Source organism: Nonomuraea mangrovi, from assembly GCF_042681425.1.
GTDB lineage: Bacteria > Actinomycetota > Actinomycetes > Streptosporangiales > Streptosporangiaceae > Nonomuraea > Nonomuraea mangrovi.
Genome location: NZ_JBHUFV010000036.1, coordinates 48,511 through 69,814, shown reverse-complemented (window position 1 = coordinate 69,814; position 21,304 = coordinate 48,511). Strand labels below are relative to the sequence as shown.

17 protein-coding genes are annotated in these 21,304 nt (G+C 69.1%); 9 read left to right on the top strand and 8 right to left on the bottom strand.

Features of this window, described 5'->3' with window-relative positions; translation table 11 throughout:
- Positions 1-325 precede the first annotated feature (325 nt).
- Together ACFSKW_RS25215 and wecB are read right to left on the bottom strand one after the other, a co-directional pair.
- A complete protein-coding gene (locus ACFSKW_RS25215) occupies positions 326-2,356 on the bottom strand; it encodes a glycosyltransferase family protein (protein WP_379574870.1) in 2,031 nt (676 codons plus the stop codon).
- A gap of 40 nt (positions 2,357-2,396) precedes the next feature.
- Positions 2,397-3,524, bottom strand: a complete 1,128-nt coding sequence (gene wecB, locus ACFSKW_RS25210) for a non-hydrolyzing UDP-N-acetylglucosamine 2-epimerase (RefSeq protein WP_379574869.1) — start codon at positions 3,522-3,524, stop codon at positions 2,397-2,399.
- A 56-nt stretch (positions 3,525-3,580) separates the two neighbouring features.
- Between wecB and ACFSKW_RS25205 the strand changes: the two genes are divergently transcribed.
- The 7 genes from ACFSKW_RS25205 (at position 3,581) to ACFSKW_RS25175 (ending at position 12,287) form a co-directional block, all read left to right on the top strand.
- Positions 3,581-5,233 (top strand): glycosyltransferase family 4 protein, encoded by a 1,653-nt coding sequence (locus ACFSKW_RS25205; protein ID WP_379574868.1) that lies wholly within the window; start codon positions 3,581-3,583, stop codon positions 5,231-5,233.
- Between the two features lie 103 nt (positions 5,234-5,336).
- Entirely contained in the window at positions 5,337-6,599 is a 1,263-nt protein-coding gene (locus tag ACFSKW_RS25200; RefSeq protein WP_379574867.1) for a nucleotide sugar dehydrogenase, read from the top strand.
- A gap of 19 nt (positions 6,600-6,618) precedes the next feature.
- Positions 6,619-7,707, top strand: coding sequence for a glycosyltransferase (locus tag ACFSKW_RS25195; protein ID WP_379574866.1), 1,089 nt, complete (start codon positions 6,619-6,621; stop codon positions 7,705-7,707).
- 43 nt (positions 7,708-7,750) lie between these two features.
- Positions 7,751-9,523: a DUF4434 domain-containing protein gene (locus ACFSKW_RS25190; RefSeq protein WP_379574865.1), complete on the top strand. Its 1,773-nt coding sequence runs from the start codon at positions 7,751-7,753 to the stop codon at positions 9,521-9,523.
- A 10-nt stretch (positions 9,524-9,533) separates the two neighbouring features.
- On the top strand, positions 9,534-10,199 hold the full coding sequence (locus ACFSKW_RS25185) for an NUDIX hydrolase (RefSeq protein WP_379574864.1): 666 nt from the start codon (positions 9,534-9,536) through the stop codon (positions 10,197-10,199).
- Positions 10,200-10,312: 113 nt separating this feature from the next.
- A complete protein-coding gene (gene hisC / locus ACFSKW_RS25180) occupies positions 10,313-11,380 on the top strand; it encodes a histidinol-phosphate transaminase (RefSeq protein ID WP_379574863.1) in 1,068 nt (355 codons plus the stop codon).
- Positions 11,381-11,393: 13 nt separating this feature from the next.
- Positions 11,394-12,287, top strand: a complete 894-nt coding sequence (locus ACFSKW_RS25175) for an LLM class flavin-dependent oxidoreductase (RefSeq protein WP_379574862.1) — start codon at positions 11,394-11,396, stop codon at positions 12,285-12,287.
- A 7-nt stretch (positions 12,288-12,294) separates the two neighbouring features.
- Here ACFSKW_RS25175 and ACFSKW_RS25170 read toward each other — a convergent pair whose 3' ends face one another.
- Genes ACFSKW_RS25170 through ACFSKW_RS25145 form a run of 6 tightly spaced genes read right to left on the bottom strand, consistent with a single transcriptional unit; the run spans position 12,295 to position 18,801 of the window.
- On the bottom strand, positions 12,295-12,429 hold the full coding sequence (locus ACFSKW_RS25170) for a hypothetical protein (RefSeq protein ID WP_379574861.1): 135 nt from the start codon (positions 12,427-12,429) through the stop codon (positions 12,295-12,297).
- A gap of 55 nt (positions 12,430-12,484) precedes the next feature.
- On the bottom strand, positions 12,485-14,038 hold the full coding sequence (locus ACFSKW_RS25165) for a hypothetical protein (protein ID WP_379574860.1): 1,554 nt from the start codon (positions 14,036-14,038) through the stop codon (positions 12,485-12,487).
- Positions 14,035-15,573: a hypothetical protein gene (locus ACFSKW_RS25160; protein ID WP_379574859.1), complete on the bottom strand. Its 1,539-nt coding sequence runs from the start codon at positions 15,571-15,573 to the stop codon at positions 14,035-14,037. The genes ACFSKW_RS25165 and ACFSKW_RS25160 overlap by 4 nt, the downstream gene beginning before the upstream one ends.
- 18 nt (positions 15,574-15,591) lie before the next feature.
- A complete protein-coding gene (locus ACFSKW_RS25155) occupies positions 15,592-17,091 on the bottom strand; it encodes a hypothetical protein (protein WP_379574858.1) in 1,500 nt (499 codons plus the stop codon).
- A gap of 22 nt (positions 17,092-17,113) precedes the next feature.
- Positions 17,114-17,926, bottom strand: a complete 813-nt coding sequence (locus ACFSKW_RS25150; protein ID WP_379574857.1) for a carbohydrate ABC transporter permease — start codon at positions 17,924-17,926, stop codon at positions 17,114-17,116.
- The gene (locus ACFSKW_RS25145) at positions 17,923-18,801 is read right to left on the bottom strand and encodes a carbohydrate ABC transporter permease (protein ID WP_379574856.1); all 879 of its coding nucleotides are present in this window, start codon (positions 18,799-18,801) and stop codon (positions 17,923-17,925) included. Before ACFSKW_RS25145 ends, ACFSKW_RS25150 begins: the two co-directional genes overlap by 4 nt.
- Before the next feature lie 219 nt (positions 18,802-19,020).
- Between ACFSKW_RS25145 and ACFSKW_RS25140 the strand changes: the two genes are divergently transcribed.
- Together ACFSKW_RS25140 and ACFSKW_RS25135 are read left to right on the top strand one after the other, a co-directional pair.
- On the top strand, positions 19,021-20,301 hold the full coding sequence (locus ACFSKW_RS25140; protein WP_379574855.1) for an ABC transporter substrate-binding protein: 1,281 nt from the start codon (positions 19,021-19,023) through the stop codon (positions 20,299-20,301).
- Positions 20,285-21,283, top strand: coding sequence for a Gfo/Idh/MocA family protein (locus ACFSKW_RS25135; protein ID WP_379574854.1), 999 nt, complete (start codon positions 20,285-20,287; stop codon positions 21,281-21,283). Before ACFSKW_RS25140 ends, ACFSKW_RS25135 begins: the two co-directional genes overlap by 17 nt.
- Positions 21,284-21,304 lie beyond the last annotated feature (21 nt).

Below are 21,304 nucleotides of genomic sequence, written 5' to 3'. Positions count from 1 at the left end.
CGGTCGAGAGAGACAGGTGAGGGGAGGACCGACGTGGTCCCAGGCTGCGGCAACTGCGATTGCTATGTAGACGACCGAGTGATCTTCAGGCCACCGGACGAGCGCTGAGCAGGCGACCATGGCGGAGGGGCCCTGTCCTCGACCGGTCTCTCCGCCGCCTCGCCCGGTAGCGCCTCGCACCCTCCCGGCTGCTCCCGAAGTCCGCCATCGGCAGCGATCCGGCTCGCGGACACCGGCTCGCGGACACCGGCTCGCGGACACCGGCTCGCGGGGCCCGTGAGGGTGGTTCGGATCCCCGCCGGCGGAGGCTCAGAGGCTCAGAGGATCAGAGCATGACGTGGGACTCGGGGTGTCCGACGAAGGAGAACTGGGCGACCCTGTTCAGCTTGATGTCGTCGGCCTGCCACGTGTGCATGGACGAATCCGCGCTCCTCCAGTACACGAAGTTGAACCGGTCGCTCGAATAGATCTTGACCTTGTCCTCCTTGAGGCGTCGCACCAGGTGGGTGTCCTCGCCCCGGGTGATGTCCGCGAAGCCGTACGAGCGGAACATGTCCGCCGTGCCGAGGAACGTGCCGCCCTGCACCAGCCACGTGTACCGGTGTTCGAGCCCGGGCAGCCGCAGCATGGTCGTGTTGGTGCCCTCGAAGTACGTGTAGTGGGCGCCCTTGCCGACCAGTTCGGCCTCGGAGTAGTCGAACGCCCGCACCAGGTCGGACAGGTAGTGCTCGCCGTACAGGTTGTCGTCGTCCATCTTGGCGACGAGCTCGCCGTCGGCGGCCGCGATGCCCATGTTCATGCACGCGCCCAGTGACATCTCGGCCGAGGCGGGCAGGACGACGACGTCGGAGATGCCCGCCATGCGGGCCTTGTCGGCGACGACGACGGGGTCGATGTCGAGGCCGTGCAGGACCATGACGAGCTGGAGCGGCCGGTGGCGCTGCTTGGCGACCGAGCTGATGGCGTGCTCGATCTGCGCGGCGCGGTTGGTGGGCAGGACGACGGAGATGGAGCGCGAGCGAGACTGCGTCGGGCGCCCCATGAAGCCGAGGATCTGGTCGACGCGGTGGGAGAACAGGTGCTTGTCGAAGACCTCGCGCATGGCGAGGTGGCCCATGCGGGCGCGCAGCTCGGGGCTGTTGATCAGGTGGAGCACCTGGTTGAAGGACTCGATGGGCTCGCGGGCGATGGGAACGAGCGGGCCGAAGGTCTCCTCGATCGCGCGTGACCAGCCGGAGACGACGGGGGTGGCGCAGGCCGACAGCTCGAAGACGCGGCGCGCGCACATGGTGGGCGAGTCGAGCACCGAGTTGACGTTGAGGAAGACCTTGTACATGCGGTAGGCCGCGAGCATCTGGTCGTAGGGCAGCTCGCCGACGATGTGCGGCTCGTACTTCTCCGGCCACGCGTACTTGTCGTCGACGGAGCCGTTGCGCGCGAAGATGTGCAGGCCGAGCTCCCTGATCGGGTCGATCACGGTCTCCATCTGCTCGCGGCGCTCGGGGTGCTTGTCGCGGAAGTACATGCCCGCGAAGACCACGTCGTGCAGGCGGCCCTGCTTCTGCTGGATGGGGTTGTGCACGCGCGGCTGGGCGGCGAACTGCAGGACGTCGACCCGGTCATGTCCCAGAACTTCACGATATTTCGGGACCATGTCGCCGTCGCACGTGAACACGTAGTCGAACAGCCTGGCCGTGTCGATGAAGAAGTCGAAGTTGGGCGGGTCCTCCTTGTTCCAGAAGACCGTCGGGATGCCCTCGGAGCGGCACCATTCGACCAGGTCCTTCAGCTCCTGCTTGGGCGCGTTGGTCCCGGTCATCTGGTAGCGCCAGCGGCCCTGGTTGCCGTGCCAGGCCGACTCGCAGAACAGCAGGTCGGGCCGCTTCTCCTCGAAGATCGCCGGCCAGTCGCGCAGCCCGAACTCGATCTGGTCCCACTCGTAGCGGAACGCCATCCTGGAGAAGTCGTCCAGGATGACCGCGACCTTCAGGTCGGGCCTGTTGACGGGCCCCGTCGGCCACTTGACCGCCGGCACCTCGACCAGCGGAGGGCGCTTGCCCGCCACCTCGGTGACCTCCGAGACGGGTGGCGGCGCGGCGGGCGCCTTCTCGTGCGAGCGCACCGCCGCCACGACCTTGCCAGGGCTCTTCGACGTCAGCGCCTCGCCCAGCTTGAACGAGCGCTTCGCCTGGGTGGCCTGGAGTTTCCACGTGGAGTACTCGGCGCGAGCCTCGGCGATCTCCAGCCGCCGCCGCAGCTCCCTGATCTCCGCCTCGTATCTCTCGACGAGCTTGCGCTCCTCAGGGAGCCAGTTGATCGGCCCGAGTCGCTGGAAGGTCGGCTCTTCTGAAGACATCCGCTCGCCCTAACGTCAAAGGAGGTCTGTCATGGTACGGCTACAGCCGCCCGTTTCGTGAGGCAGGCGAGAGGTTCTCCCCCTTCAGCCATGACGCCACGACCCGGGCGATCCTCGGTCCGGAGGCGCCGTCCCACAGCACGGGCAGCTCGCCCGCAGGGGTCGCGGCCCCGTCGGACAGCGCCTTGGACGCGGCGGCCGGCAGCCCCGCGGGCGTGACGAGCTTGTTCGTGCCGTGAGTGACGGTGATCGGCCGCTCGGTGTTGGGCCTGACGGTGAGGCAGGGCACGCCGAGCATCGTCGTCTCCTCCTGCACGCCGCCGGAGTCGGTCACGACCAGCGCCGCGCCCCGCACCAGCGAGAGGAAGTCGACGTAGCCGAGCGGGTCGACGACCTTGACGTTCGGCCCCTCGACCAGCCCGACCGCGGCCAGCTGGGCGCGACCGCGCGGGTGCATCGGCACCACGAGCGGGATCTGCGCGGCGACGTCGAGGACGGCGGAGACGAGTTCGAGAGCGGCCTCGGGACTGTCCACGTTCGCGGGCCGGTGCAGCGTGGCCACGGCATAGCGAGAAGGTATGCCGAGCCGCTCGACGACGGGGGCGGGGTCGAGCGAGGGAAGCGCGGCGAAGAGGCTGTCGATCATCGGGTTGCCGACCAGGTGCGTCTTGGCGGCGGGCACGCCTTCCGCAGCCAGGTACGACAGCGCCTCGGGCGAGGTGGCGAACAGCAGGTCCGACAGGGAGTCGGTGACGATCCTGTTGACCTCCTCCGGCATGCCGCGGTCGAAGGAGCGCAGCCCCGCCTCGACGTGGGCGGTCGGGACGCCGAGCTTGGCGCAGACGAGGATGGCGGCCAGCGTGGAGTTGACGTCGCCGTAGACGATGACCAGGTCGGGCTCCTGCGCCATGAAGACCTCTTCGAGGCCGACGAGGAGGGCCGCGGTCTGCTTGGCGTGGGTCCCCGATCCGACCCCGAGGTTGGCCACCGGAGAGGGGAGACCGAGGTCGGCGAAGAACACGTCGGACATCAGCGCGTCGTAGTGCTGACCGGTGTGGATGATGCCCTGTCGCACGCCCAGCTCGTCGAGCCCGCGGACCACGGGGGCGGCCTTCACGAAGTTGGGACGGGCGCCGAGGACATGGAGGACCAGGGGGTTCTCCCTCATCTACCTCGCCTTTCATAGCGGAAGGGGAAAAACGTTGCCTATGGTACGGTCACCGCGTGGTATCCGACGCCAGACCAAAGGTTTCCGCCAAGTCGGCCAGGGCCGGAGTCGGTGGACTTCTCAAGGGCTTCATCCAGCACCCCGTCATCGTTTCCCGCGTCGTCTTCGCGAAGGTGAAATCCGACCCCGTCCGGGTCGCGCAGGCGGCGGCGGACGCGCTTCCCCCGAAGCTGCGTCCCGTCGTGGGAAAGGTCGCCTGGCCCGCCGCCCGCAAGGTGCGGCGCGCCGTCCGCAAGGTCGGCATGCGCGTGGTCAAGGCGCCGTGGAACGACGCGAAGGCGTACTGGGACGCCGGGCGCGTCACCGAGGCGGCCGAGGTGCTGGAGCCGCACGCGAAGTACCCCTTCGTGAAGCGCAGGGCCGCCTACTACCGGGGCGAGCTGGCCGCGATCAGCCCTGACCCGATCCCGCCGCGTCCCAAGGTGGCGGTCGGCGAGCATGTCGCGGGCAGGGTCCTGCACATGGTGACCAACGCCCTGCCGTACACGCAGGCGGGTTACACGGTGCGCACGCACAGGATCGTGACCGCGCAGAAGGAGAAGGGCCTCGACCCGCACGTCGTGACCAGCTGGGGCTGGCCGATGCTGCAGGGCCACGCGGACGCCACGCCCTTCGAAGAGTTGGACGGCATCCCGTACCACCGGCTGCTGCCCGACGGCAGGCAGGAGATGCCGTTCGAGACGCGCGGGCGGATCATCCTGGGCGCCGAGCGGGTCACCGAGCTGGTCGCCAAGCTGCGGCCGCAGGTGCTGCACGCGGCCACCGACCACCGCAACGGCTCGATGGCGCACGCCGTCCGCGAGCGCACCGGCACGCCGTTCGTCTACGAGGTGCGCGGCTTCCTGGAGGAGACCTGGGCCTCCCGCGACCCGATCCGCATCGGCAGCCAGCGCCACGTGCTCCAGCGCGATCGCGAGGCGTTCCTGATGCGCGAGGCCGACGCGGTGGTCACGCTCGCCGAGACGATGGCGCAGGAGATCGTCGAGCGCGGTGTGCCGCGCGAGAAGATCCGCCTGGCGCCCAACGCGGTGGACGACTCGCTGCTGACCGCCGACTACGACGGCGCGGCCTTCCGCAGGTCGATGGGCATCGGAGACGACGAGATCGTCGTCGGCTCCGTCTCCAGCATCGTGGCCTACGAGGGCTTCGCGACCCTGCTGAGGGCGGGCGCGTTGCTCAGGAACGACATCAGGGTCCTCATCGTCGGCGACGGCACCGAGCGGGACAACCTGCTGGAGCTGGTCGAGGAGCTCGGGCTCACGTCCGCGATCCTGCCGGGCAGGGTCGGTCCCGAGGAGGCGCTCCAGGCGCAGGCGGCGATCGACATCTTCTGCTGCCCGCGTGAGGACCTGCGCGTCTGCAGACTCGTTACGCCATTGAAACCCGTCGAGGCGATGGCGCTCGGCAAGCCCGTCGTGCTCAGCGATCTGCCCGCGCTGTCCGAACTCGTCGGCTCCGAGGGCGCGGGGCTGCTCGTCCCGCCAGGCGACCCGGAGGCGCTCGCCAAGGCGCTGTCCGAGCTGCGGCAGGATCCCGCCAGACGAGCTGTGATGGGTGAGGCTGGAAAGGCGGAGGTGGCGGCAAAGCGCACGTGGAGCCGCGTTGCCGAGACTTATCGTGACCTTTACCGATCTCTTGCCGACCAATGACCTACAAGTTCGCTGTCTGTTCTGACGGGTTCGGTCGCATTAGGCGTGAGCTAGGTGGACTTGAGATAACCTTTGCGACCATGAAGTGTTCTAAGGCGATGTCGTGACGGATTTCGACCTGGCGGTAATCGGCCTGGGTTACGTCGGCATGCCGCTGGCCAAGGAGGCCGTCGCGGCAGGCCTGCGGGTCGTCGGCGTGGACGTCGACCCCCGCAAGGTCGACGCGCTCAACGCCGGTCAGTCCTACATCGACGACCTGACCGACGCCGACCTCGAGCACATGCTGGCCAACGGTTTCAGCGCCACGCTCGACGAGGCGGTACTGGCCAACAGCAACACGATCGTCATCTGCGTCCCCACGCCGCTGGACGAGGACCACCGTCCCGACCTGTCGGCCGTCGAGGGCGCGACCAAGTCGGTCGCGCGCAACCTCACGCGGGGCACGCTCGTCGTCCTTGAGTCCACGACGTACCCGGGCACCACCGACGGGGTGGCCAGGCCGCTCCTGGAGACCTCGGGTCTCGTCGCCGGCGTCGACTTCCAGCTCGCCTTCTCGCCCGAGCGCATCGACCCGGGCAACCCGAAGTACGGCCTGCGCAACACGCCCAAGGTCGTCGGCGGCTTCACCGACACCTGCCGCGACCGGGCCGCCGCCTTCTACGGCCAGTTCATCGAGCAGATCGTGCCCGTCAGCGGCACCCGCGAGGCCGAGATGGCCAAGCTGCTCGAGAACACCTACCGGCACGTCAACATCGCCCTCGTCAACGAGATGGCGATCTTCTGCGACGAGCTGGGTGTCGACCTGTGGGAGGCGATCGAGGCCGCGGCGACCAAGCCGTTCGGCTTCCAGAAGTTCCTTCCAGGTCCCGGCGTCGGCGGGCACTGCATCCCGGTGGACCCCGGCTACCTGTCCTACACGGTTCGCAAGCTCGGCTATCCGTTCAGGTTCGTCGAGCTGGCGCAGGAGATCAACGAGCGGATGCCGTCGTACGTGGTCAACCGCGTACAGCGCCTGCTCAACCGGCACAAGAAGGCCGTGAACGGCTCCAAGGTGGTGCTGCTCGGCGTCACCTACAAGCCGGACATCGCCGACGAGCGCGAGACCCCCGCCCTGCCCGTCGCGCGGGCGCTCCTGGAGCTGGGCGCGGAGCTCACGTTCGTGGACCCGCACGTCAAGAAGTGGTCGGTGGACGGCACCGAGGTGCCGCGTGAGGAGGACCTGGCCGAGGCCGTAGTGAACGCGGACGTGACGCTGCTGCTGCAGCAGCACGCCGCCTTCGACCTCGACATGGTCGAGGACAAGGCCAGGCTCGTGCTGGACACCCGAGGCGTGCTCGCCGAGGGTGAACGCGTCGAGCGGCTGTAGCGACAGGGGGCTGCGCGCAGTGCACGTGCTCGTCATGACGGTGGTGCATAACCCCGAGGACGCCCGGATCCTGCACCGGCAGATCCGCGCCCTCGTGGATGCCGGTCATGAGGTCACGTACGCGGCGTCCTTCTCCGCCCACGGCGTGGTCGCCAGGCCGTGGGTCAACGGCATCGACCTGCCCCGAGCGGCCCAGCGCAAGCGCATGCGCGCCGTGTGGGCCGCGCGCAGGGTGTTCAAACGCCTGCGCGACAAGGTCGACCTGGTCATGATCCACGACCCCGAGCTGCTGTTCTCGGTCTGGGGCGTCCGCCGCAGGCCGCCCGTGGTCTGGGACGTGCACGAGGACACCCCGGCGACGCTGTCGCTGAAGCCGTGGCTGCCGTCGTTCCTGCGCCCGCCGGTCCGCTTCCTGGCCCGGCTGCTGGAGAGCACGGCCGAGCGCAGGCTGCACCTGCTGCTGGCGGAGACCGCCTACGCGGGAAGGTTCAAGCACGCGCACCTGATCGTCCCCAACGAGACGTGGGTGCCTGACTCGGTCACCCCGCCGGGCGACGACAGGGTGGTCTACCTCGGCTGGCTGTCCAGGGCGCGCGGCGTCCAGGAGGCGATCGAGGTCGGCAGGCTGCTGCAGCCGTACAGGGTGGCAGTGGAGCTGATCGGCTACGCCGACCCGCAGTCGCGCCCCGCGCTCAACCAGGCGGTGGCCGAGGGCGTGCTGGAGTGGCGCGACTTCATGCCGAACGACGAGGCGCTCAAGCGGCTCGACGGCGCGCTGGGCGGCCTGTCGCTCCTGCACGACGAGCCCAACTACCGCCACTCCATGCCCACGAAGATCGTGGAGTACATGGCGCACGGCATCCCGGTGATAACGACTCCTTCGCCGCGCGCGGTGGAGCTGGTCGAGCGGTACGAGAGCGGGATCGTCGTGCCGTGGGAGGACCCCAAGGCCGTCGCCCAGGCCGTCCTGTCGCTGAGGGACGATCGGCGCGGCCGGCACGCGATGGGCGCGCGCGGTTACGCCGCCGCCCGCGCCAACCACCACTGGCCGAACTCGGCGCGCAGGTTCGTCTCCCAGCTGGAGTCCTGGGCGGGCGTCAAGAAGTAGCGGTTTATCCCCCGCAGATCACGAGGGCGGTAGGTTCCTGAACGTGCGCTGGCTCACTGTGCTTCTGGGTGCGGCGATCCTCGCCGCCATCGCGGCGGTGGTCGTCGTCCTTCCCGACAACGAGCCGATCTCGAGCGACACCCGGGCCTCCGCCGTTCCCTCCACGTCGAAGAAGCCGCTGCCGCAGCCGACCGTCAAGGAGTACAAGGACGCCTGCGGCACCTTCGACCTGCAGGACGTCAAGCCGTACGCGGTCACCGGCTACTGGATCACCCCGTCGAGCAACCCGTGCACGTGGCGCCACCAGATGGAGGAGATCCACGCCGCCGGCGGCGACACCGTCATCAGGATCGGGTACGGCCTGCAGTACCGCACGGTGGAGGACGGCCGGATCCTGACCAGGGACGGCGAGGTCGACGCCCGCTACACCGACTGCGAGGGCTGCTGGCAGGAGGCCGAACAGGATCTCAGGCAGGCCAACCCGGACAACAGGATCGGCCGCACCTTCGTCTACAGGACCGACGAGAGCTTCGGCCCCGGCCTGCTCCGCTGCCCGCAGATGGAACGCGCCATCAGGCACGGCAAGCGCGTCTACTACCGGCTCCTCGCCGCCCCGGACGGCTCCGACGACGCCACCTGCGACTTCACCAGCACCGGGCGCGCCTACGACCTCATCCTGGTCGCCGGCTCGTCGGAGGACAGCCTCACCGAGCTGCTGCGCCTGGGCGACATCTTCGGCGTGCAGGTCTTCCCCTCGCTGCCGATGGCGCCGCGCGACTCGGCCGTGGCCACCAGGGCCAGCTCGAAGCACCTCCCCGTGCTCGTGACGCTGACGCGCAGGATCCTGCAGGACTACGGCGACCGCTTCAAGGACAGAGCCTCACTCGGCGGCTTCTACCAGCCCTTCGAGCTGCAGTTGGGCGCCACCATGGCGACCAACCCGACCCTGCAGGTCTACTCCGAGCAGCACACCATCATCGAGCAGGAGCTGCCCGGCAAGCCGATCCTGGTCAGCCCCTACATGGACGCGCGCAAGCGGGTGCCGTTCGGCCAGACGCCCAAGCAGGTGGCCGAGGGCTTCAAGGCCCTGGCCAAGTCGGGTGTCGGCATCATCGCCCCGCAGGATAGCAGGGGCACAGGCAAGGTCGGCCTGTTCTGGCCCGACCAGCGCGACAACGAGGTGGACCCGCGCCTGCGGCCGGTCGTCGGCGAGACGACCTACGACACCGCCTACCACGGCTCCACCCGCGACTACTACCGCGAGATGGCCCTTGCCCGCGAGCTCCTGGTCGAGGAGGGCTTCGAGGTGGAGCTGTGGGCGAACGTCGAATCGTTCGAGCCCTCGGCCGTCACGCCGTGCCAGCCCCAGGGCACCCGCGGCGCCACCGACAAGAAGCGCCTGGACGCCGCCGTCGCCATGACGGGACGCTACGTCCAGAAGGTCGTCTCCTACATGTGGAGTGACTTCTTCACCTGCGGCGACACCCCGCTCAAGGACCAGGTCATGGCCGACCACCTGCGGCCCATCGCGGTCGACGCGGTGAGGACGTCGCCGAACGAGGAGGACGGCGTCGAGATCCGCGGCTACAACCTGGAGCGCGGCGGCACCATCACCCTCACCTGGCCTGGCGGTTCGGCCGAACTCCTGATCAACGCCACCGACGCCCCCAACGAGGCCATGGCCGACCGCATCGTGGTGGCCTGGGTGCCCTTCGACTGGTCGCAGGTCCCGCTGGGCGTCTGGGTATCGGTCGGGGTCCGCTCGCCCTCGGGACTGGAGGCGACGGAGCCGCTGCACGTGCGCGTCAGCGTGTAACGTGCCTGGCATGGTCCCCAGCGTCCCGGTGAGCGTGGACCTCGTCGTGCTCACTGTCCGTTGCCAGGCGCTCTCCGCTCTGGTGTGGCGGCGGGACAACCCGCCGTTCCTGCGCAGGTGGTCGCTGTCCGGCGGGTTCATCCAGCTCGATGAGGACCTGCCCGACGCCGCCCGCCGCATCCTCGACGAACGCGCGGGACTGCCGGGCGCGCCGGTCCACCTGGAGCAGCTCCAGACCTACGGCTACCCCGACCGCGACCCCCGCCAGCGCGTCCTGTCGGTCGCCTACCTGGGGCTCGCCCCCGACCTGCCCGCCTCGGAGAAGGCGCACATGGCGTGGGTGCCGGTCAGCGAGCTCACCGTCATGGCCTTCGACCACCGGCGCATCATGCTCGACGGCATCGAGCGGGCCAGGGCCAAGCTGGAGTACACCTCGCTGGGGGCGGCGTTCTGCCCTCCCGAGTTCACGGTGGCGGACCTGCGGCGCGTCTACGAGATCGTCTGGGGGCGGGCTCTCGACCCGCGCAACTTCCACCGCAAGGTCACCAAGGCCGAGGGCTTCCTGGTGGAGACCGGCTCGACGACCACCCGCGACGGCGGGCGTCCGGCGAAGCTGTACCGCCGCGGGCCCGCCGAACTGCTCCACCCGCCGATGCTGCGGTCGCTGAAGGAGTGACGGACCGGCCCGGATCGCGGGCATCAGGGCCGGCGGCACCGGTCAGCCGGTAGAGGGTCCGCCGGGTGGACCGGCGGGAGACCTGCGGTTCCGGCCACGACTACCATGGGGCCATGCCTCGTTTCCGTGCGATTCTTGACACAATGCCCCCGTACAAGGCGGGCAAGGCCGTAGTGAGCGCCGACGGCCGGTCGTTCAAGCTGTCCTCCAACGAGTCCCCCTACGACCCTCTGCCGTCGGTCGTCGAGGCGATCGCCGAGGGCGCGAGGCAGATCAACCGCTACCCCGACCCGGCCGCGACCAGGCTCACCGAGACGATCGCCGCCCGGTACGGCGTGCCGCCCGAGCATGTGGCGCTGGGCGCGGGCTCGGTCACCGTGGCCCAGCAGCTGTTCGAGACGTTCGGCGAGCCGGGCGTCGAAGTGATCTACGCGTGGCGCTCCTTCGAGGCGTACCCGCTGCTGGCGGACCTGGCGGGGGTCACCTCCGTGCGGGTGCCGCTGGACGGCGAGGACCACGACCTCGACGCGATGGCGGCGGCCGTCACCGACCGCACCCGGATGATCTTCGTCTGCAACCCGAACAACCCGACGGGGACCTCGATCAGGCGGGCGGAGCTCGAGGCGTTCCTCGACAAGGTGCCCTCCGACGTGCTGGTGGTGCTGGACGAGGCCTACCGCGAGTACGTCCGCGACGCCGACGTGCCCGACGGGCTCACCCTCTACAGGGACCGGCCGAACGTCTGCGTCCTGCGCACGTTCTCCAAGGCGTACGGCCTGGCGGGGCTGCGCGTCGGCTACCTCGTCGCGCACGAGCCCGTGGCGGCGGCGGTCCGCAAGACGATCGTTCCGTTCGCGGTCAACCACCTCGCCCAGCTCGCCGCCGTCGCCTCGCTGGCGGACCCGGCGGAGAAGGAGCTGCTGGAGCGGGTGGACTCGGTGGTCAAGGAGCGCACCAGGGTCCGTGAGGCCCTCATCGCCCAGGGCTGGACGGTGCCGCCGTCGGAGGCCAACTTCGTGTGGCTGCGGGTGGGCGAGCGGACGCTGGACTTCGCGGCGGCCTGCGCGGTCGAGGGTGTGGCCGTGCGGCCGTTCCCCGGTGAGGGGGCCCGCGTGTCGATCGGCACCCCCGAGGCCAACGACGCCTTCCTCCAGGCCGCGGCCGCCTTCCTGAAGTCCTGACGGCAGGCGCGTCATGTCCTATCGCTTCGGTGTCCAGCTCTCCCCCTCCTCGGGCGACCTGCCCGGGCTCCGTGAGCTGGCCAGGCTCGCTGACCGGGAGGGGCTCGACCTCCTGGGTGTGCAGGACCACCCCTATGCGGGTGGCCTGGTCGACACGTTCAGCCTGATCGCCACCATGCTTGCCGACACCACGCAGATCCGGATATTTCCTGATGTGGCGAGTCTGCCGCTTCGAGGGCCCGGTGTGATCGCCAAGGCCGCCGCGACGCTCGACCTGCTCAGCGGCGGGCGGTTCGAACTCGGTCTCGGTGCCGGGGGCTTCCGCCAGGCGATCACCGCCTTCGGCGGCCCCGACCGGACCGCCGGCCAGAACCAGGTCGCGCTGGAGGAGGCCGTCGAGATCATCCGGCGTCTGTGGCGGGCAGGCGAGAGCGTCAAGGTGTCCGGCGAGCACTACTCGATGGACGGCGTCCACGCCGGCCCCGCCCCCGCCCACCCGATCGGGATCTGGTTCGGGAGCGTCGGTCCGAAAGCGCTCGCGCAGACCGGCCGCGTCGCCGACGGCTGGGCGGCCCCCATCCCGCACTACCTGCCCTACGAGAAGTGGCGGGCGTCCCAGGACATCATCGACGGGGCCGCCGCCGAGGCCGGGCGACAGCCGTCCGACATCACCAGGATCGCCCAGCTGGTCGGTCACATCACCGACGCCCCCGGCGAGGTCGTCCTGCGCGGCGAGGCCCCGATCCGGGCCACGGCGGAACAGTGGGCGGAGGTCATCGCCCACCTGGCCACCGACGTGGGCTTCGACTCGTTCGTCTACTGGCCGGAGCAGGCCGACGCCACCCAGCTGACCGCCTGGGCCCGCGACGTCGTCCCGGCCGCCCGCGCCCTGCTCGCCAAGGAGTAGACCGCCGTCACCGCCGCAGGGCCACCTGGAGGCCGTCGGTGAGCTCGGTCAGCGCCGCCTGCGCGGCCGTTTCGGGGATCTTCAGTGCGCCGGTGATCCGGTCGACGAGCTGGGCGCGGTCGATGGATCCGCCGTTCGGCACCCGTGGAAACGAAAAAGGGCCGTCCCCCCCGAGGGAGGACGGCCCTTGGACGAGGTCATTCCAGGCGTAACAGGCGGGACAGCGTGATCAGGTGGGAGGCGTTCGTCGCCGTGAAGCCGGTGTACTTCGTGGCCGCCAGGGTCCACACCTGCCGGTCGAACTCCGACAGCTCCAGCCACGAGTGCAGGAAGTAGTCGACGCCGTTGGCGGCCCCCGTCCCGTCCACGTACAGGCTGAATCCCGGCGCGCTCGTCGACCCGTTCCACATCTTGGACTTGAGCGTCTTCGTGAACGCCGTCATGTCGGCCGCGGTGAACACCTGCCCCCGCCGGTAGAACTCCACGAAGGCGGACACGTCCACGTTCGCGTGCGAAAGGTCCTCCTTCTTGGTGGTGTACGTCGCGTAGTTCCAGACGTAGGCGCCGGCCGAGCCGGTCAGATGCCCCTTCGCCCACTGCGCGACCTTCGTGGCCCTGTCGAGGTAGGTGGGGTTGCCGTTGACCTCGTGCAGCACGGTCAGCAGGTTCGCGAAGCCCAGCGGCATGTTGAACGGCAGGTCGTTGGAGCTCCTGACGTGACTGAACGTGTCGACGTTCGGCGACTGCTGGTAGGACGTGCCGTTCCAGGTGTTGCCGAGGTAGCCGCTCTGCTCCCAGCGCGGCACGATCTCGTTCTCGAGGAAGGCCCGGTACGCCGCGGCCTTCGCGCTGTATCCGGACAGGGCGGGAGTCTTGGCCACCAGGCGGACGAACTCCGCGATCGGGATCCCGATCATGGCGTCGTGCACGATGTAGGGGAAGATCCCGTTCAACCGCACGTCGTCGAAGTACGCCGACCCGCTCACCGTGTAGGACGCGTGCTCCAGCCACACCTCAGGCGCCCGCCCCGCGGGAATGTCGCAGGTGGTCTGCTTGAGCTGCCACGCGGTCGACGCGTACTCCAGCATGCACAGCGTCGTGGACCCGTCGCGCAGCACGACCCGCCCCACGACCGAGCCGGTCCGCTTGCCCCAGGCCCGCAGGACGTGCTTGGTGCCGCCCGCGTAGTCGGAGCCGATCTTCTGCCGGAGCTTCTTCCACTTCGTCTGGTCGGAGACGACGCGCACGGACTGGGTGCCCGTGCCGCTGCCCGGCACGTCGGTGGTCCGGTAGATGTGGCTGCCCGTGTCCTGGAACCTCGTCCAGTTGGCGGGCAGCGTGGTGTCGCCGCTCGCGGCCGACTCGAAGCTCGTGTTGGCCAGCTCGGGAGGTGAGTACTGGCTGGTGCTCCAGCCACTGAAGCCGTCGTTGTCGATGTCGTCGGCGTTCGCGATGATCGTGTCCGCATGCGTGACGATCTTGTCGAGCCAGGCGGTGTCCTGCGTCGCGGCGTAGACGTCGAGATAGCTGCGCATGATGTAGCTCTCGCCCCACGCCAGGTTCGCGCTGCTCGGGTCGGTGTAGACGGCGTCGCCGATCGCCGCCTCCAGCGCCTTGTACTTCGTGAGCCACACACTCTCGGCCGCCGAGGCGGTCGACGAGACCGAAGCCGACGGCGAGGAGGCGGGAGCCTGGCCGGGGACGGCGGTCAGCAGCAGGGTCGCTGCGGCGATCAGCTTCGACAACATCATGACCCCCTACGGGCGTGCCAGTTGAGGTAGGCGACACAGCCCAGGTAGGAGCCGAGCTGCGGCTCCACGGCCCGGGCGTCGTAGATCGAGCGGGAGTGGCTGAACACCGTGTCGTCCCACTGGGCCACCGCCATCCAGCGGGGCGCCTGCAGGTACTGGCCCGCGCTGGTGGTGCTGCCCGTGCCGTTCACCCGCTGGAAGGCGGTGGGGATGCCGTCGGTTCCGGTGGTCGCCAGGTTCCTGCTGTAGGTGCGCGCGAAACGGGCCATGTCCTGACCCTGGTAGAACAGGCGGTTGCGGAAGGCCGCCGCCGCGAACTCCACGTCGATCGCGCCGTGGCTGAGGTCCTCGATGCCCTGCCCCGGGTTGCTCGACGGCGTGTACTCGGAGATGTCGTCGGTCTTGGCGAACCCGCTGTAGACCTTGCCGAACGTCGGCCAGTACGTCCACACGTAGGCGTCGTCGGCGTCGACCTCGAGCTCGCGGGCGAACGTGCGGGCCATCCGCCTCGTGCGGTCCAGGTAGAACGGGTCGCCGGTGGCGGCGGCCAACTCGGCGTAGGTCTGGCCGAGCGCGAGGCTCTGGTTGGTGGGCTGCTCGGCGCCGTCGTTGCCGAGCGGCGTGCCCTTGTTCCACACGAAGTACCCGTGGCCGTCCTCGGTCTGGCGCCACTCGTCGTCGTGGACGGCCGCCGCGTCCCTGGCGGCCCTCAGGTACTCCACGGCCTTGCTCCGGTACTTCGGCACGGCCAGCAGCCGCGGGCTCCTGAACACGGTCTTCGCGAACGACGCCATCGGATAGGTGATCATCCCGGTGTGCACGGTGAACACCACCGGCTGCGAGACGAACGGGGTCGCGCCGAGCACGGGCGCCGCGTCGCCCGCGGGCGACGGCCTGAGCTCCCTGGCCGTCACCAGCGTCGGCGTCGGGAACGCGTCGAAGATCCTGCGCACCGCGTAGTCGGGAGCGGCCGGGTCGAGCGACAGGTCGGGGAAGGTGGCCACCAGGTTGGTCCTGCTGTTCCTCACCTCCAGGGTGAAGCGGCCCTCGGCGGTGCCCGCCCGTACGGTCGCCACCGCGTTGTCGGCGTAGGTCAGCGCCGTCCGCACCTCCAGCAGCGGCGTCCCGCCCGCGTCCTTGAGCGTGACGAGGCCCGCGGTGTAGGGCGCCATGGCCCGCCACGCGGGCAGCGAGAGCCCCCGGTGATCCTTGACCCCGCGCACCGAGTCGCGGTTGGCCAGCACCAGGTCGACGTTGGTGATGAACCGGTCCAGGTAGTGGGTGTCCTTGTAGGCCTCGTACATCCTGATGAACCCGGCCAGGACGTACGACTGGCCCCACGCGAGGCCGCCGTGCTCGTTGGTGTCGGTGGGCCGGCCGCCGTTGCCGCTCTCGTGGAAGACCTTGTCGAACAGGTCGAAGGTCTCGCGCGAGGTGTAGTCGTGGCCCGCCGCGGCGCGGGCCGTTCCTGTGAAGGAGCCGAGGGCGCCCATGGCCAGGGCGCCGAGGGTGAATCGTCTGCGGGACAGCTGCATGGACGTGCCTCCGGGGGGTCAGGGGCGCTTGGCGAACCAGTTGAGGTAGGCGACGCAGAGCAGGGTGGAGCCCATCTGCGACTCGACGGCGTGGTCGTCGTAGACCTGGCGGGCGTGGGTGAAGAGTCCCGGATCCCACGGGGCCACCGGCATGAACCTCGGGGCCTGGAGGTACTGACCGGCCGGCGCGAGGCCGCCGCCGCCGTCGACGTAGAGGAAGGTGGTGGCGACGCCGTTGTCGGTGGTGGCCATGTTCCTGGTGTAGGAGCGGGCGAAGCGGGCCATGTCGCGCCCTCGGAAGCCCAGGCCCCAGCGATGCGCGACGGCGGCGAACTCCACGTCGATCCCCGCGTGGCTGAGGTCCTCCCGCTGCTGCGCGCCGACGGGCGGGCTGCCGTACGACGGGGTCCACTCGGAGACGTCGTCGGCCTGGGTGTAGCCCCGGTACATCTTCCCGAACGCGGGCCAGTACGGCCAGACGTAGGCGTCGTCGGCGTCGGCCGTCAGGTCGCCCGCGAAGGTGGCGGCCAGGCGCCTGGTGCGGTCGCGGTAGACCCGCTCACCCGTCGCCGCCGCGAGCTCGGCGTAGGTCAGGCCCAGGCCGAGGGTCTGGTTGGTGGGCTGCTCGGTGCCGTCGTAGGGGACCGGCATGTGCTTGGGCCAGATGAAGTAGCCGTCGTCCATCCACTCCCGCTCGTGAACGGCCGCCGCCTCCCTGACCGCGGTGAGGTATTCGGCGGCCTTGGCCCGGTAGCGCGGATTCCTGCGCAGGCTGGGGCTGTGGTGGACGAGTCGTACGAAGGAGGCCATCGGGTAGGTGATCATCCCGGTGTGCACGGAGAAGAGCACCGGTGCCGCGGCCATGGCGAAGGTGCCGAGGGCCGGCGTCGAGCCGCCGGACAGGACCTTGGCCGTCACCATGTTCGGCGAGGGGTAGGCGGCCAGGACGCGTCGCACCACGTGGTCGGGGCCGGCCTGGTCCATCGTGAGGTCGGTGAAGGTGGAGACCCGCTTCTTCTTGGGGTTGTTCACCACGAGGGTGAAGCGGCCCTCGCTGCTGCCCGCCGTCACGGTCACGACGGCGTCGCTGACGTTGGTGAGGGCGCTGCGCACCTCGAGCGTCGGCCGGCCCTCCGCGTCCAGCAGGGTCACGCCGCCGGCCGAGTAGCTCGTGTTGCGCCAGGAGGGGAGCGACAGGCCGCGGTAGTCGGTCACCCCGCGCACCGAGTCGCGACCGGCCAGCACCAGGTCAATGTTGGTGATGAGCCGGTCGAGGTAGTGGGTGTTCCGGTAGGCCTCGTACATCCTGACGAAGGCGGCCAGCACGTAGGACTGGCCCCAGCCCAGTGCGCCCTGCTCGTTGGTGTGCGTGGGCTGCCCGGTGGCCCCGCTGTCGTGAAAGGCCTTGTCGAACAGGTCGAAGGTCTCCCGCGAGGTGTAGTCGTATCCGGCCGCGCCGGTGAATCCGAGCGCGCTCATGGCCAGCGCGCCCAGACCGAACTGCCTGCGAGTCAACATGGATGGCTCACCTTCTGCGGCGTCAGCCCTTGACCGCGCCGCGCATGCCTTCGAGGACGTGGCGTTGCATGAGCATGAAGACGACCACCACCGGGACGATCGAGACGATGGTGCCGGCGGCGAGCGTGCGGACGTCGGTGCCGGTGATCCCGGCGAGGTAGGCGATCCCGAGCGCGATGGGGTACTTCGCGGAGTCCTTCAGCACGACCAGTGGCCAGATGAAGCTGTTCCACACCGAGATGAAGCCGAAGATGCCGAGGATCGCCAGTGTGGGCCTGGCGGCGGGGAGCATGACGTGCCAGAAGATGCGCAGCTCGTGGCAGCCGTCGGTGCGGGCGGCATCGACGATCTCGCGCGGCACGCCTGCGAAGGTCTGCCTGACCAGGAAGATCCCGAAGGCCGACAGCAGACCCGGCAGGATCACACCCGCGAACGTGTCGGCCATGCCGAGCTGGGAGACCACGAGGAACCTGGGGATGAGCATGACCTCGCCCGGCAGGAACATCGTGGACAGGATGGCGAGGAAGATCAGTGTTCTGCCGCGGAAGCGCATCCGGGCCAGCGGGTAGGCGCACAGGGCGGAGACCAGGATGTGGAGCGGCACCATGACGCCGACGTAGATGACCGAGTTGAGCAGGTAGCGCGGGTACGGGATCGCCGTCCACGCCTCCTTCACCCAGTCGAGGACCGGCGGCCTGGGGATGATGTCAGGAGGGAAGGAGAAGACCGCCTGGCCCGACGGTTTGAGCCCGGCGGACAGCAGGACGAGGAACGGGCCGACGAAGGCGAGCGCGATCGCGGTGAGCAGGACGTACATGCCTGCGCGTCTCATCATGCTCGCCCCCTGGTGATGCGGTAGTTGAGCATGGCCATCGCGATCATCACGACCCAGAGCACGAGCCCGACCGCGCTGGCGTAGCCCATGTCGTAGTGCTCGAAGCCGGCCGACCAGATGTAGTAGCCGAGGGTCAGGGTCGCGTCCTGCGGCCCGCCCCTGGTCATCACGTAGACGGAGGTGAAGGCCTGCATCGCGTCGAGCATCTCCATGGTGATCGCGACCGCGATGTAGGGCACCATCAGCGGCACCGTGATGCGGCGTAACCTGTCCCACGCGCTGGCGCCGTCGACCCTGGCCGCCTCGTAGAGCGAGCTGTCGATCGTCTGCAGGCCGGCCAGATAGATCATCATGTAGAAGCCCATGCTCTTCCAGCCCTCGACCAGGATGAGCGCGGGCAGCGCCCAGAACGGGTCGAGCAGGTACTGGATCGGCTGGTCGAGCAGCCCGGCCCCGGTGAGGATCCAGTTGAGGACGCCCTGCTGGTGGAAGACGTACTCCCAGGCCACCGCGACGGCGACCATCGAGGTCACCACCGGGAGGTAGTACAGCATCCTGAAGGTCCTGATCCCGGGCAGCTTCTGGTTCACCAGGACGGCCAGCAGCAGCGGCGCCACGACCAGCAGGGGGAACAGCCCGATCAGGAACAGCACCGAGTTGAGCGTCGCCGTCCAGAACTTCGGGTCGCCCACCAGTCTGACGAAGTTGTCCACGCCCACGAACTCGGGCGGTGACACCACGTCGTACTCCATGAAGGAGAGCTGGACGGCGGTGAAGGCCGGCCAGACGAAGAACACCCCGAACAGCGCCAGCGCGGGCAGCGCGAACAGGTACGGCGTGTACCACTGCTGCCCTGGGATCCTGTCGACTGCCATGCGAGTCCTAAAGTCCGTATAACGGCGGCCAGAATTTGGTGCAGCGTAAGCGGGTTTCGAGAAGGCCGTCAATCCCCTCGTTGGTCCACGAGCTCGGAAGTGCCAGGAATGGCTTCCTCCGGCCTTCGCGAAGGAAAGGGATTGACGCTCCCTCCCTCCGGTGAGATTCTGCCGAAAGTTGCCGTTGAGGACGGCCATAATCTTGGGAGGTGCGCCGTGATGACCAGAGGGGTCTTAACGGCAGGCGCGCTCGCGCTGTCCCTGCTCGTCTCAGGCTGCGTGGCCGGAGCCTCGTCCCAGGGCGCTCCGGCCGCCGACGACCAGCCCTTCGAGGGCGAGGTCGAGTTCTGGACCATCAACCTGAAGAAGAACTACAGCGACTTCATCACCGGCCTGATCGGCGAGTACCAGAAGCAGCACCCGAAGGTCACCGTCAAGTGGGTCGACGTGCCGGGCCAGGAGAGCGCCACCAAGCTGCTGGCCGCCGTGGCCAGCGGCGACGTCCCCGACGCGGTCAACATCTCCTCCCTCGACCTCGGCAGGTTCGCCCCTTCGCTCGCCCCGCTCGACGAGCACTTCAAGCCCGCCGACCTGGCCGACTTCCAGCCCAACCTGGTGGAACCGCTGCGCGTGGACGGCAAGCTCTACGCGGTGCCCTGGTACAACGGCGGCGCTCCCGTCGCCATGTACCGCACGTCGGTGGTCGGCAAGGCCGGCTTCGACGAGAAGGCGCCGCCGAAGAGCTTCGACGAGGCCCTCGCCCTGGCCGACAAGATCTACGCCACCACCGAGATCAACGGCATGAACGCGATCCCCGACCACAACGCGCTGCGCTACTACGGGATCAAGCTGCTGTCCGACGACAAGAAGACGGCGACGTTCAACACCCCCGAGGCCGTCGCGATCCTGGAGAGGTTCAAGAAGAGTTACGACGCGCACGGCATCGCGCCGGGCGCGGTCTCCAAGGACATCCGCAATCTGCCGCAGACGCTGGAGAACGGGCAGGTCGCCTTCAAGGCCACGGCCAACGCCGCCGAGCTGCTCAACATCCAGAAGAACGCGCCGGACGTCTACCGGGACCTCACCGTCACCACGCCGGTCAGGATGAGCACGGGCGGCTTCCTGCTGCTCGCCCAGCAGGCCTTCTCCATCCCGAAGGCCTCCACGCACAAGAAGGCCGCCGCCGAGTTCATCAAGTTCTTCACCAACGGCGCCAACCAGCTGGCCTTCTGCAAGATCGTCCCCATCTACCCGTCGACGGTCTCCTCGACCAAGGACCCGTTCTTCTCGGGAAGCGCGGGCGACGACCCGATGGCCGTGGCCAGAAGCGTGATCGTGAAGGGCCTGCCCGAGCTGGAGTACACCCCGATGGGCACGGCCAAGGACGCCGAGCTCGGCGAGCTCCTCTCCGAGGAGGTCAGGGCGTTCCTGACGGGGACCAAGAGCGCCAAGGAGGCGCTCGACACAGCAGAGAAGCGATGGAATGACGCACTTGCCTAAGCTCAGAATGGGGATCGTCGGCGCGGGGATCATGGGTCGCGGCCACGCCGAGGTCCTGGCCGCCCACCCTGACGTCGAGATCACCGCGGTGTCCCGCCGGCCGCTCGACGACGCCCCTGACGCGGCGGTGTTCGCCGACTACGCGGACCTGCTCGCCTCGGGCCTGGTCGACGCCGTCTCGATCACCACGCCCGACCACCTGCACGCCGACGTGATGGTGGCCGCGGCGCGGGCCGGGGCGCACATCCTCGTGGAGAAGCCGTTCACGACCACCGTCGAGGACGCCGACCGCGCGGTCGCCGCCATCAGGCAGGCGGGCGTGACCGCGATGTGCCTGTTCAACCACCGGTGGGTACCCGCCTACGCCCAGGCCAAGGAGCAGATGCCGCTGGTCGGCGAACCCGTTGTCGGCTACGCCCGCAAGGACGACACCATCCACGTGCCCACCGAGATGATCGGCTGGGCCGACAGGACCACCTGCGCGTGGTTCCTGTCCAGCCACGACGTCGACCTGGTGACCTGGCTCTACGACGACCAGGTGGTCGAGGTCTTCGCCACGGCCAGGTACGGCAAGCTGCGCGGCATGGGCATCGAGACGCCCGACGCCATGCAGATCCAGGCCCGCTTCAGCAGGGGGGCGGTGGCCACCTTCGAGTCGGCGTGGATCTACCCGAACACCTTCCCGACCATGGTCGACAGCTACGTCACCGTGACAGGCGAGTCGGGCGTCATCCAGCTCGACAGGCAGAAGGAGAACATCCAGCTCGCCACGGAGAAGGCCTACACCTACCCGCGCAACATGCTGCAGCGCGTCGTCCACGGCGTGCCCGCGGGCGCCTACCGCGACGCCATCCACCACTTCGTCGACTGCGCCCGCACCGGCGCGCAGCCGCTGATCACCGTGGAGAGCTCGCGGCACGTGACCGCCGTCCTCGCCGCCGCCCACGAGTCGGCCCGCACGGGAGCGCCGGTGAAGCTCTGATGTCCGTGGAGAAGGCACCGC